Annotated in this window: 13 protein-coding genes; 1 reads left to right on the top strand and 12 read right to left on the bottom strand. The window is 40.2% G+C overall.

The genetic code is table 11. The features are described from left to right. Positions 1-129: 129 nt before the first annotated feature. On the top strand, positions 130-1,110 hold the full coding sequence (rsgA, locus tag IE867_RS03260) for a ribosome small subunit-dependent GTPase A (RefSeq protein WP_192483345.1): 981 nt from the start codon (positions 130-132) through the stop codon (positions 1,108-1,110). Here rsgA and odhB read toward each other — a convergent pair. From odhB to ansA, 12 genes are all read right to left on the bottom strand, one after another. Then, complete coding sequence (gene odhB / locus IE867_RS03255) at positions 1,107-2,603, bottom strand: 2-oxoglutarate dehydrogenase complex dihydrolipoyllysine-residue succinyltransferase (RefSeq protein WP_192483344.1); 1,497 nt, start codon at positions 2,601-2,603, stop codon at positions 1,107-1,109. The genes rsgA and odhB overlap by 4 nt on opposite strands. Before the next feature lie 72 nt (positions 2,604-2,675). Further along, positions 2,676-5,531, bottom strand: coding sequence for a 2-oxoglutarate dehydrogenase E1 component (locus IE867_RS03250; protein ID WP_192483343.1), 2,856 nt, complete (start codon positions 5,529-5,531; stop codon positions 2,676-2,678). 90 nt (positions 5,532-5,621) lie between these two features. After that, positions 5,622-6,326, bottom strand: coding sequence for a succinate dehydrogenase iron-sulfur subunit (locus tag IE867_RS03245; RefSeq protein ID WP_192483342.1), 705 nt, complete (start codon positions 6,324-6,326; stop codon positions 5,622-5,624). 10 nt (positions 6,327-6,336) lie between these two features. After that, positions 6,337-8,124 (bottom strand): succinate dehydrogenase flavoprotein subunit, encoded by a 1,788-nt coding sequence (sdhA, locus tag IE867_RS03240; protein WP_192483341.1) that lies wholly within the window; start codon positions 8,122-8,124, stop codon positions 6,337-6,339. Positions 8,125-8,136: 12 nt separating this feature from the next. Continuing rightward, entirely contained in the window at positions 8,137-8,478 is a 342-nt protein-coding gene (sdhD, locus tag IE867_RS03235; RefSeq protein WP_192483340.1) for a succinate dehydrogenase, hydrophobic membrane anchor protein, read from the bottom strand. Then, complete coding sequence (gene sdhC, locus IE867_RS03230; protein WP_192483339.1) at positions 8,466-8,855, bottom strand: succinate dehydrogenase, cytochrome b556 subunit; 390 nt, start codon at positions 8,853-8,855, stop codon at positions 8,466-8,468. The genes sdhD and sdhC overlap by 13 nt, the downstream gene beginning before the upstream one ends. A 172-nt stretch (positions 8,856-9,027) precedes the next feature. After that, positions 9,028-9,195, bottom strand: a complete 168-nt coding sequence (locus IE867_RS03225; protein ID WP_192483338.1) for a hypothetical protein — start codon at positions 9,193-9,195, stop codon at positions 9,028-9,030. Between the two features lie 92 nt (positions 9,196-9,287). Continuing rightward, the gene (locus tag IE867_RS03220) at positions 9,288-9,719 is read right to left on the bottom strand and encodes a DNA polymerase III subunit chi (RefSeq protein ID WP_192483337.1); all 432 of its coding nucleotides are present in this window, start codon (positions 9,717-9,719) and stop codon (positions 9,288-9,290) included. A 153-nt stretch (positions 9,720-9,872) separates the two neighbouring features. Continuing rightward, the gene (locus tag IE867_RS03215; protein ID WP_192483336.1) at positions 9,873-10,313 is read right to left on the bottom strand and encodes a DUF29 domain-containing protein; all 441 of its coding nucleotides are present in this window, start codon (positions 10,311-10,313) and stop codon (positions 9,873-9,875) included. Between the two features lie 131 nt (positions 10,314-10,444). Next, positions 10,445-11,155, bottom strand: a complete 711-nt coding sequence (locus IE867_RS03210; RefSeq protein WP_192483335.1) for an SIMPL domain-containing protein — start codon at positions 11,153-11,155, stop codon at positions 10,445-10,447. Next, positions 11,155-11,859: a carbonate dehydratase gene (gene can / locus IE867_RS03205; protein ID WP_192483334.1), complete on the bottom strand. Its 705-nt coding sequence runs from the start codon at positions 11,857-11,859 to the stop codon at positions 11,155-11,157. Before can ends, IE867_RS03210 begins: the two co-directional genes overlap by 1 nt. After that, positions 11,856-12,830 carry an asparaginase gene (gene ansA / locus IE867_RS03200; RefSeq protein WP_404826249.1) on the bottom strand — a complete coding sequence of 325 codons (975 nt, stop codon included), beginning with the start codon at positions 12,828-12,830 and terminating at the stop codon, positions 11,856-11,858. Before ansA ends, can begins: the two co-directional genes overlap by 4 nt. Positions 12,831-12,861 lie beyond the last annotated feature (31 nt).

The following is a 12,861-nucleotide window of genomic DNA, read 5'->3' as shown; positions in this document are numbered from 1 at the left end:
CCAGAAGTGATAAGCACTGCACACAAAATACGAATTGAATTTAAGACGTTTAATCCATAATCTATACTGTATTATTTTATATCAATAGCTATAATCCACTGCAACACTCTTTGAAGATTAAGAATACCATTGGCAAAACGTAATTTAAGTAAACAACAGCTTCGCAATATCAAAGAACATAAAGCATCTCATGAAGACTTATCACATGCTTTGTCAGCGCTTGTGATATCACATCGCGGCAAACTCATTGAGCTTGAAAGCCACACAGGTGAGATTATTTTTTGCCAATACCGTCAAAACTTAGGCGCCATTGTGGCAGGAGACAACGTACTTTATCTACCACAAGACAATAGTGAGTATGGTGTTATCTGTCAAATCTTACCTCGAAGTAATGCGCTCATTCGTCCTAGTAAACTCGCACACAACCACAAAACGATGGCAGCAAATATTGATCAGCTGATTATTATGCTTGCTGTTAACCCACCTCCAATTGAGCATTATATCGATCGTTATCTCGTCGCTGCACATCATATGAATGTCAAACCAATTATTGTGCTCAACAAAATGGATTTATTTGATGACGCTAACAATAAAGCACAGCTTGAGGCAATTATTCATCTTTATCGCGGATTAGATTATGAACTGATTACTTGCTCTGCCTTGTGTCACAAAAATTTACAAGCATTGAAAACGCTTTTACAACATAAAACTTCGATTATTGTTGGTCAATCAGGTGTTGGCAAATCTGAGATGCTTAATGCCTTATTTGGTACAAATATAACACTTACAGGTGAGATTTCTGAGCAAAACAGTCGTGGCAAACACACCACAACCAGTGCGCGATTATTTCATCTAGATCAAGATACCAATATCATTGACTCACCAGGCATTCGTGAATTTGGTATTTGGCATTTGGATAAAGCAGATATTTTTGCAGGATTTAAAGAGTTTGCACAATTAGAAAATGAGTGCAAATTTAGAAACTGTGAACATATTGAAAACACAAAAGGTTGTGCGATTAATGAAGCCGTTGCCGCTGATAAAATCAGCAAGCAACGCTTTATCAACTATCATCGCTTAATTCATGAATATTTAGAGTATAAAAATTAGATTTCCAACAACATTCTAGCTGGATCTTCAATCAATTCTTTAATGGTCTTTAAGAATTTAACTGAGACACTACCGTCAATAATTCTGTGATCATACGACAATGCCAAATACATAATCGGACGAATCACAATTTCACCATTAACGACTACTGGGCGCTCAACGATATTGTGCATACCTAAGATCGCGCTTTGTGGTGCGTTAATAATTGGCGTTGATAGCATTGAGCCATAGGTGCCACCATTGGTGATCGTAAATGTCCCGCCTTGCATCTCTTCTAATGATAATTTGCCATCACGTGCTTTAATTGCCTTCTCGATGATGTCATTCTCGATTTGGGCAAAAGACTTTTGATCTGCATTGCGAATCACAGGAACAACTAAACCGCGATCTGAGCCAACGGCTACACCGATATCAAAGAAGCCATGATAAACAACATCTGTGCCATCAATTGATGCATTAACTTCAGGGAAACGCTTTAATGCCTCTGTAGCTGCTTTTAAGAAGAATGACATAAAGCCAAGCTTCGCATCATGTGTCTTTTGGAAAAGATCTTTATATTGCTTTCTTAGATCCATCACAGGCTTCATATCAACTTCGTTAAACGTCGTCAAAATCGCGTTGCTATGCTGTACTTCAACCAAACGTTTTGCAATCGTTTGACGCAAGCGAGTCATACGCACACGCTTCTCAGGGCGATCACCTTCAAAGCTCATTGCATCAGCCGCTTGAGTTGTTGGCACTTGTTTTGCAGCTTGTGTAGATACAGGCGCACTGACCACATCTTGCTTAGTAATGCGACCATTTTTACCTGTGCCTTGTACGTTATTTACATCAACGTCATTGGCTTTAACGGCACGACGCACCGCAGGTGATAAATGATCTTGTGATTGCGCTTCTTTGACATCTGCCGCTACTGGAGCAACTGCTGTTGTAGCACTCACGCTACCGGCAACAATCTTAGCAACTGCTTCAGCGCTTAGTACCGTATCACCTTCATTTTTAAGTTTTTCAGCCAATACACCACTTTGCGCTGCTGGCACTTCCATCATCACTTTATCGGTTTCAATCTCAACTAATGTTTCACCTTCTTCAACCTGATCACCAACATTTTTATGCCACGTTGCTACCGTACCTTCAGCAATTGACTCAGGGAAAGTTGGCGCATTAACCGTAACAGCTTCGCCAGTTGATGGAGCTGCAGGAGTTACTACTTGCGCTGCTTCAGTTTGCTCCTCAGCAGTGGAGCTATCACTTGCCACACCGGCAGTAATTGAGCCAATCGTTTCTTGAGAAAGAACCGTATCACCTTCGTGCTTAGTAATCTCACCCATCGTACCAGCTGTCATTGCTGGAACTTCCATTACCACTTTATCTGTTTCAATCTCTGCCAACACATCACCTTCTTCAACGCGATCACCTGGCTTTTTATGCCATGTTGCAATTGTACCTTCTGCAATTGATTCCGGAAAAACAGGAACTTTTACCTCTGTCATGGTTCACCCTTAACTTTTTTATTTTACTTATTTTATCAACATTATTTAATTTACTATCTTTTAGAAGCGGATCTATTTATCTAACTTCAATGCTTTAGCAACCAGCTCACTCTGTTGTGCATGGAATAATGACGGATAACCTACCGCAGGTGCCGCCGCTGCTTTTCTACCAACATAAGATAAACTCTGGTCTTTACGCAATAGTTTACGCAATTCATGCTGAATCATCCACCAAGCCCCTTGGTTTTCAGGCTCTTCTTGTACCCACACGATATCATTAACCGCTTCATAAGGTGCTAACACTTTATCAAGATCCGCTTGCGGGAATGGATAAAGCTGCTCAATACGCACAATCGCAATATCTTTGACTTCTTTATCAATACGCTCTGCCAACAGATCATAATAAACCTTACCTGAACATAGAATCACGCGTGATACTGATTGCGGCTTAATATCTTCAACTTCAGCAATGACGTTATAAAATTGTCCATCGGCCAATTCATCCAGTGTTGAATGCACCATCGGGTGACGTAACAAACTCTTAGGCGACATCACAATCAATGGTTTGCGATAAAGGCGCAACATCTGACGGCGCAACATATGAAACATTTGCGCAGGTGTCGTTGGCACACAGACTTGCATATTATCATGCGCACATAATTGTAAGAAACGCTCTAGTCTTGCGGATGAATGCTCAGCCCCTTGCCCTTCTTGACCATGCGGCAAAAGCATTACAAGACCTGATAAAATACCCCATTTCTCTTCTGCAGCTGCAATAAACTGATCGATAACCACCTGAGCAGTATTAGCAAAATCACCAAACTGCGCTTCCCATATGGTTAACGTCTCAGGCGCTGAGCAGCTATAACCATAATCAAAACCAAGTACCGCATACTCTGATAATACAGAGTCAATAATATGACATTGTGCCTTGTCATTAATGTGCTGTAATGGCGTATAATCTGGCAACTCTGTTTTGCTGTAATCATAGTTATGTAACACTGCATGACGATGAGAAAACGTGCCACGTCCAGAATCTTCACCTGATAAACGAATATCATAACCTTCAGCTAACAACGTAGCATACGCTAAATTTTCAGCAAAGCCCCAGTTGCCTGGAATTTCTCCAGCAGCCATTTTAATACGATCATCAATTGCCTTTTTAACTTGGGGTTGTAATGTTAGATCAGCGGGCAAATCATTTAAGCTTTGAGCCAATTTCACCAGTTGCGCTTTATCAATGCGCGTATCAACTGCTTGATCCCATTTTTGGTTAACATACGGACGCCAATCAGCAACACATTTAGTATGGCGCTCATGATGGTCACCAGTAATAATATCTGCAACTACTTCGCCTTTTTGTAAGCGATCACGATACGCTTTGGCCATTTGATCAGCTTGCGCTTTTGAAACAACACCTTCACTTTCAAGTCTTTTAGCATAAATAGTACGTGTTGTTGGTAATTTCTTAATAATGCTATACATCAATGGCTGTGTACCTGATGGCTCATCTGCTTCGTTATGTCCATGACGACGATAGCACACCAAATCAATAACAATATCCTTGCCAAACATCATGCGGTAATCCATCGCAAGGCCGGCAACACGCAGTACTGCTTCAGGATCATCACCATTGACATGTAAAACAGGTGCCTCAACAACTTTGGCAATATCAGTACAATACAAGCTACTTCTATTATCTTGTTTTTTATCCGTTGTAAAACCGACTTGGTTATTAATCACAATATGAATTGTACCACCAGTGCCATAGTATCTGGTTTGTGATAAAGCAAATGTCTCCATCACCACACCTTGACCGCAAAATGCAGAATCGCCATGAATTAAAATCGGTACAACCTTACCGTGCGGATTATCATCCGCAAAACATTCTTGCTTGGCTCTTACTGCCCCTTCTACCACTGGATCAACAGTCTCTAAGTGTGAGGGATTAAATGCTAATGCTAGACGCACCTCATCTTTTGGTGTCTTATGCCAAGAGGCAAAACCTAAGTGATATTTCACATCTCCTGATAAAAATTTCTTATCCTGTGCACCTTCAAATTCTTTAAATAAATTCTCAGGTGATTTACCCATAATATTAACAAGGACATTTAAACGTCCGCGATGCGCCATACCAAGACCAATCTCCTCAACAGCAACCTCGCCTGCTTTATTAATCATCTCATTAAGAGCTGGAATCATTGATTCGCCACCTTCTAATGAGAAACGTTTTTGACCAACGTATTTCATGCCAAGATATTTTTCTAAACCTTCAGCAGCTGTTAGACGATCTAGCAACCATGTTTTGCGCTCAACCGACAAATTAGGAATCTGTTTTTCAATACGCTGTCTAAACCATAGCTTTTCAGCCATATTGTTTAAATGCATAAATTCATAGCCGATGCTACCGGTATAAACATGCTGCAATTTAGCAATGATTTCTTTGAGTGGTAACGCTTGATAGTCAGAAAACACACCAACATTAAATTTTTCATTTAAGTTAGCGTTATTAAGTCCATGAAAATCAAGCTCAAGCTCGGGTGTTTCTTCAGGTTTTTTGATATTCAGTGGATCTAAATGCGAAACCTTGTGACCAATGCTGCGATACATATAAACAAGATCCATCACTGCTGAGACTTTATCACCACCATCAGGATAATTCCCTGAGTCAACAACCATCCCTTGAGGCGTTTTCAGTGCAAAGCGAAATGGGTTTTTGCTTAAAGCGACAAAGTCTTCACGAACTTGTGCGTGCGAGACTTCGTGTTTATTATCACGAATCGCGTCAAAATACTGGCGCCAACTACTATCTACCGAATTAGGGTCTTGTAAATAATCCTCATAAATAGCATCCAAGTATGCGCTACTACTACCGGATAGTTGCGAAGACTGCCACCATGAAGACATTGATTCTTGGGTTTCACTCATAGTTCCTACTCTTTTACTTTTTTTAGTTTTTTACTTTTTCACTAGTTCAAACAAAAAAGCACTGGATCTCCAGCGCTTGATTCTTCTTAACTACACGTTATTTTTTAACATCATCGATCTGAGTTTACCGATCGCTTTGGTTGGGTTGAGTCCTTTTGGACAAACACTCACACAATTCATAATGGTGCGGCATCTAAAGACGCTAAATGGGTCTTGCAGTGCATCCAAACGCTCTTGTGTTGCACCATCGCGTGAATCAATCACAAAACGATAAGCTTGTAATAAACCAGATGGACCAATAAATTTATCTGGGTTCCACCAGAATGATGGACATGAGGTTGTACAGCATGCACATAAGATACATTCGTACAAACCATCGAGCTTCGCACGATCTTCTGGCGATTGTAGACGCTCTTTGACTGGCATATCACCCTCAGCAGGGATCAAATACGGCTTCACTTTCTCGTAGTTTTTGTAAAACTGATCCATGTCAACCACCAGATCACGAATCACTGGCAAGCCTGGCAAAGGCTGCAACTTAATAGGTTGTGATACCTCACCAATAGAGGTAATACATGCTAAACGGTTTTTGCCATTGATATTCATGCCATCCGAACCACAAACACCCTCACGACATGAGCGACGCACAGCCAGTGTTGGGTCTTGTTGTTTAATGAGCTCAATCGCTGTTAAGACTTTTGTGCCCTCATTTTCAACCGTCACGGTATAATCTTTGTAGTAAGGCTTCTTATCGACTTCAGGATTATAGCGATAAACTTTAAATTTAACTTCCACCGTTATCTCCTTAGTAGCTTCTTACTTTTGGTTGGAATGGTTCTAATTTTAATGGTTTCATATTCACATCACGCGTTGACGGACGATCTCCCTCTAGAAAATAAAGCGTGTGCTTCAACCAATTCTCATCATCACGTTCAGGGTAGTCTTCACGTGAATGCGCACCGCGTGACTCTTTACGCGTCAATGCAAGAACAGCCGTTGCCATTGCAGTTTCCATCAGATTGTCAAGCTCAAGCGCTTCGATTCTTGCGGTATTAAATACATGTGAGTGATCCGCAAGAGATGCTTTTTGCACGCGCTCACGCAGTGATTTCAAACGCTCTAAACCATCTTGCATTTGTTGCTCTGTTCTAAACACTGAGAAATCAACCTGCATTGCCTTTTGCAATTCCGCACGTAATTCAGCAACACCCTCACCACCTTTGTTATTTTCCCAGCGGTTATAACGTAGCATTGCTTGATCTAATGCCTCATCGGTTACATCGCGTTGCTGCATACCAGCACGCAATGCATCCTCAGCATGCATACCTGCCGCACGACCAAATACCACCAAATCCAGTAATGAGTTAGAACCTAAACGATTCGCGCCATGCACAGAAACGCTGGCACACTCACCAACGGCATATAAGCCATCGATAACAACATCTTCACCATTGGCGTTTTGTGTTAATGCTTGACCGTGTTTATTAGTAGGAACACCACCCATCATATAGTGGCAAGTTGGCACTACAGGAATCGGCGCTTTTAATGGATCAACACCTGCAAAGGTCATTGCCAACTCACGAATACCTGGTAGACGCTCTTTAATCACACTTTCATCTAAATGCGTTAAATCTAAGTGGACACAATCAACGCCAGCAAACTTAAGTCCTCTGCCTTCATTGATCTCTTGTTGTGATGCACGTGATACCACATCACGCGATGCCAAATCTTTGGCATTTGGCGCATAACGCTCCATAAAGCGCTCGCCATCTTTATTACGTAGAATTCCACCTTCACCACGGCAACCCTCGGTTACTAATACGCCAGCGCCTGCGATACCTGTTGGGTGGAATTGCCAGAATTCCATATCCTGTAATGGAATACCAGCTCTTAACGCCATACCCACACCATCGCCCGTATTGATATGTGCATTGGTGCTTGATTCGTAAATGCGTCCTGCGCCACCTGTGGCTAAGATCGTTACTTTTGATTGGAAGAACACGATTTCACCAGTTTCCATATTCATTGCCAAAACACCGGCAATTGCGTGCTCTGAAGACTTCACTAAATCAAGCGCATACCACTCGTTAAAGAATTTAGTTTCATGCTTTAAATTACCTTGATAAAGCGTATGCAATAACGCATGCCCTGTTCTATCAGATGCTGCACATGTTCTTTTGGCAATATTACCCACATCATAATTGCGTGACATACCACCAAAAGCACGTTGATAAATCTTGCCATTTTCCAAACGTGAGAATGGCATACCCATATGCTCAAGCTCAATAATTGCTTGTGGTGCATTCTCACACATAAACTCAATCGCTTCTTGATCACCGATATAATCAGAACCTTTAACCGTATCATAGGTATGCCATTTCCAATCATCTGATGGAAGACCATCATCATATTCAACATTCCCTAATGCCGCAGCGATACCGCCTTGCGCTGATACCGTATGCGAGCGCGTTGGAAATACTTTTGAAATCGCTGCGGTTTTAAACCCAGATTGAGCTAATTGAAATGCTGCCTGCATTCCAGCCCCACCGGCACCAACAACGATTGCATCAAATTGTTGTACTGCAATTTTCATTATCAATACCCCTTAAAATAAAATACAAATAAGCCAAATAAAACACGCAAGATAACCAACAATTGCAGCTACTTGCAAGAATCCGCGAATACATGCGCACTTCACATAATCAGTGAAAATCGTCCACATACCAATCCACGCATGCGCCATTAATGACAAAAATGCTAAAATCGTAAATATTTTTACCCACGTGTTTTGGAAAATCGCAAGCCATGTATGATATGAACCATCACCGGATAGTGTTAAGACAACAACCATCACAAAGATTGCATATAACATAATAATGATTGCGGTAACACGTTGCAAAAACCAGTCTTTCAAACCTGAACGTGTGCATGAAGTTACATTACCCATAACCAAAGCCCCCAGAAAATTGTTACTAATACACCTAGCACTAAAACAGCGATTGAAGAAGCTCGAGCCACACACATTTCTTCACCAAACCCTAAATCCATAATCAAGTGGCGAATGCCTGCGATCACATGATACGATACCGCCGATATAAAGATCCAAGCGACAATGCTCCATGGTGAATGGATTAATAAATCCTGCACATAATAAAAACCGCCACCACAGCGCATTGATAAACTAAAACCCCATAATAAAAACGGCAATAACACAACCATTAACACACCAGTGATTCGGTGAATAATCGAGCTTATTGCCGTAATAGGGAACGAATAGGACTTTATTGAGCCAAGCCCTATATTTCGTGGTCCTTGATGTTTCATTGCTTTCTCCTGCTTATCAAGAAAATTAACGTGTTAAACACAAAATCTTGCGTATTCTAGCACAAATAAATTGAAGTGCTACCGTGAAGAAGCAAGCAATCAGAATTAATCTAAGCCTGACAAAAACAAGGTTTAAATGTAAGCATTGAAGTGTCTTTTGAGATCAAATTATTTAATATATTTCAACTTGGCAAAATTCAGAAGGTTTACCATCATTATCACTTACCAAGAAAACACTAGATCCTTTTGCAGATTTCTCGTTAAAGATAATTGACTCTATTTTTGTCTGAACAATGCCATTTTCATTAAACAAGAGTTGGCTATAGTTTGATATCAACATTAATATCCGCCCATGAATAGCTAAACAAACAACTCAATAAACCAATTGCCAACAAACGATATCTCATGTCACCTCCTCATGGTATCTAATCGTTATATTTTATGCACATTAATACTAAAGCCTTGTTGCTGTAACGCCTTATAATAACGCCTTGAAGCCTGTAGTCTTGAAGGCTCTTGATCAACAATTTTCACTAAATGTTTTACCTCACTATGAGCTGGCATGTTACTCAGCGTTAGATCAATCAATATGTCTTTGTTAACACTTTTAAGAGAAGCTGCCTCACTCACAAGCACCACCGGTAGCTTTGCATAATCTGGTGACACCTCAGCCATATAAGCGTGCGGCAAAAAATCATCCTCACCATTAAACCATAACCTAGCATCCAGCTCCTTACACAATAGATCCTCTGCATAGATCACAACCGTTTTCCCTGCTGCATAATAGGATTTAACCTGCATGCTCACAAACTGATAAAATTGCTCATCATCTTGAGTAGGCAATATAAAAAAATCAATATTCAAAAAAATCAACCCTTAGCATTTATCGCACCCTGATCATAAGTCGAAGGATGCATTTAAAAATATATTGCTTATAATGGCTTCGACTTACGCTCAGCCAACGCTTATATAATATACCGCCCACAAATCATTTTACGGTGCTTGGTACAGAAAAAATTATTCAGGATAAAACCCATCATCTAATACCTGATCAAAACTATAACGACAAACCTCCGGCACTTCAGCTTTTTTAGGATCAATGCCTGTCTCATTTTCAAAGTCCAATAATGCTAACTTATAAGACTTAGGAAGTGTTTCATCAATTTTACTTTTCAAACTAGGATTATCTTGGATGAGATCCTTCAAATCATCTCTTTGCGCAATAATCGTATTTTCCCAACTCCTACTTCTATAAGAAGGTTGATATTGCCACTTAAGCAGATGCATTAAAAGAACACGCAGCCTACTTTTTAATGCGTGCTTTTGACTTGCACCCATACTTTCTAACTCCTCTGTTAAGTGTTCAATATCAACTTTATTAAATGCTTTAGCTCTTAACGCTTGAACAGTCTGAATCGTCCAAGCATAAAAATCTCTTTCATAAAGTGGCTTTGCCATATTGATAACTCCAAACTTAGGTTAAATATTAATACGCAGCATAAAAATGCTAGCAGAAACAATGGTTAATAGCCAATTATTATCCACATGTCAGTTTATAAATAGAGTAACCAAGTGAATGCTCTATTATTTTATTTCAAAAAATACTCTGAACTCACCACAACACGAACCAGCTTATAGGGATCACCATCCCCATAAGAGGCATCTTGATTACTAATCGTAAAAGCACCTTGCGATGCTTGGCGAATGCTGCCTAAAGCGGTTTGCGCATTTTTAGCAAATTGCAATGCTGCTGTTTTGGCATTTTGTGTGGCATCTTCGAGCATCTTTGGTTTGATGCTATTAAGCCTTGTATATTTATAGGCGACATTACTACTACTAACGACAACACCTTTGGCGACCAAATCACTGGTTTTTTGCGCTAAACCTTGCACTAAATCAACCTTATCTGTCGTGATCGTCATACTGCCATAAGCACTGTAATTTGAGGTGTTAACCTGATCTTTGCTATGCGAGTTTTGATTTAGCGAAATACTACCATACTGCAACGCTTTGGTATCCACACCCGCTTGACTTATAAAGTTTTTCACTGCTAATTGATCTTGATCAACCTTCTGATAGACTTCTTTTAAACTATTGGCATTAACGCTATAACTGATACTCCAAATGGCTTTATCCGCTTTAACCGTTTGCTCTGCCAAACCTTTAACGGCAACATAGCGATTAAACGCATGAAAATTCAAAATCCCATACGATACAAAGCCACCAGCTAGCGCCATACCAACGCCTATACTTAGATAACCAAAAAACTTTGTCTTATCAACACTCTTTTGCTCAGCCATTATGTTTTCGCCTTATATAAATCACGCTGTATGCTAGTTAATGCTTTATCATAAAAATCTTCAATTTCATCATTACTTGCAACGCCAAAAGCAATCTGCTGTAAGAATCCATTAGATACAGCATAGACACAACCATGAATCATCACTTCTTGCCCACGTTGCCAAGCATCTTGGAGTACCGTGGTTTTGGCGACATTAATTACCTGCTCAACGACGTTAAGCTCACACATCACTGCATGCTTTTGCTCTTTGCAATCAATTTCTGGCGCTAAGGCCTCACACTCACCATGGTCGAAAGGTTTTAATAATTCTTTATGCTTATGATGTACATCTTGGACATGCCTTAACCAGTTATCGATAAGTCCATGCGACTCATTCATAGTAGCGGCTTTAATACCACCGCAACAATAGTGCCCACAAACAAGGATATGCTTTACTTTCAATACATCAACAGCGTATTGCAACACAGATAAAAAATTCAAATCAGAATGAACAACAACATTAGCTACATTGCGATGCACAAAAATGTCACCTGGTAACAACCCTAGTATTTGATTTGCGGGCACACGACTATCCGAGCAACCAATCCATAAATACTCCGGATTTTGCTGCTTTGATAAACTCTCAAAGAAACCTGGCTTGTTTTTATTAGTATCTTCAACCCATTGACGATTTTGCTCCATCAACTTCGTTAAATATTTCATAACGTTATTTCTCCTCGCAAGTTTTTATGTAGTGCTAATTTCACTTCTTCTTGTGTTAACCCCGGAATACTCAAAAGATAAAAGAGCTTGGTCAACGCTGCTTCATCGGTCATATCATGCCCTGAAATAACACCCGCATTGACAAGCCCTACACCTGCTTCATACGCCCCCATTTTGACACTACCCTTTAAACACTGGGTGCAATTAATGATAATCACACCTCGCTGACACGCTTCGATAAGCTCATATAGAATCTCAGGCGAGTTCATGATATTGCCTGCACCATAGGTTTTAAGAATCAATCCTTGTAACGGTGGCTGTAATACTTTTTTTAAGATATTTGCATCCATGCCTGGGAAAATTGATAGCACTGCAATCTTAGGCACGCCTAATGTTTTAAATTCAATCTCAGCGGGCTCATTATGATCACACGGATACAGATAAGCTTCATTTAACTCGATATCAATACCCACTTGCCCTAATGGCGGATAATTAGGTGAGTTAAATGCATCCATTCCTGAAGCATTAACCTTAACTGAGCGATTACCTCGTAATAGCTGCTTATTAAAATACACACAAACCTCAGCAATACGCTCATCCGCCGCTAAGATCAAACTATGCAATATATTATCTGAGGCATCTGATCTTAGCTCAGAAATCGGGATCTGTGAGCCTGTGCAAATCACTGGTTTGTTTAAATTCTTCAACATAAATGACAGGCTCGATGCGGTATACGCCAGAGTATCCGTGCCATGCAACACCACAAAGCCATCATATTGCTCATAATGATTGACAATATCCAATGCGATGGTGATCCAATCCTCTGGTTTGATATTTGCTGAATCAATCAACTCAGGATATTCATTGATCTTAAAATCAGGCACATCATTATGATAAAAATCTTTGATCGTTTTAATTTTATCCAACAAATAGCCTTGCTTTGGTGCATAACCTTTGTCAGTCTTGACCATCCCAATTGTGCCACCGGTATAGATTACATAG

This window comes from Cysteiniphilum marinum (genome assembly GCF_014857925.1).
GTDB classification, from domain to species: Bacteria; Pseudomonadota; Gammaproteobacteria; order Francisellales; family Francisellaceae; genus Caedibacter; species Caedibacter marinus.
The sequence above is the reverse complement of the archived record's forward strand: the minus strand, read 5'-3'. Positions and strand labels throughout refer to the sequence as shown.

Bases quoted from the DNA above. Each gene is read 5' to 3' on its own strand.
- can (WP_192483334.1), bottom strand. From the start codon at position 11,859: ATGAAATATTTAACGAAGTTGATGGAGCAAAATCGTCAATGGGTTGAA.
- sdhA (WP_192483341.1), bottom strand. From the start codon at position 8,124: ATGAAAATTGCAGTACAACAATTTGATGCAATCGTTGTTGGTGCCGGT.
- IE867_RS03225 (WP_192483338.1), bottom strand. From the start codon at position 9,195: ATGTTGATATCAAACTATAGCCAACTCTTGTTTAATGAAAATGGCATT.
- IE867_RS03210 (WP_192483335.1), bottom strand. From the start codon at position 11,155: ATGGCTGAGCAAAAGAGTGTTGATAAGACAAAGTTTTTTGGTTATCTA.
- sdhD (WP_192483340.1), bottom strand. From the start codon at position 8,478: ATGGGTAATGTAACTTCATGCACACGTTCAGGTTTGAAAGACTGGTTT.
- IE867_RS03215 (WP_192483336.1), bottom strand. From the start codon at position 10,313: ATGGCAAAGCCACTTTATGAAAGAGATTTTTATGCTTGGACGATTCAG.
- ansA (WP_404826249.1), bottom strand. From the start codon at position 12,830: ATGGTCAAGACTGACAAAGGTTATGCACCAAAGCAAGGCTATTTGTTG.
- IE867_RS03250 (WP_192483343.1), bottom strand. From the start codon at position 5,531: ATGAGTGAAACCCAAGAATCAATGTCTTCATGGTGGCAGTCTTCGCAA.
- odhB (WP_192483344.1), bottom strand. From the start codon at position 2,603: ATGACAGAGGTAAAAGTTCCTGTTTTTCCGGAATCAATTGCAGAAGGT.
- sdhC (WP_192483339.1), bottom strand. From the start codon at position 8,855: ATGAAACATCAAGGACCACGAAATATAGGGCTTGGCTCAATAAAGTCC.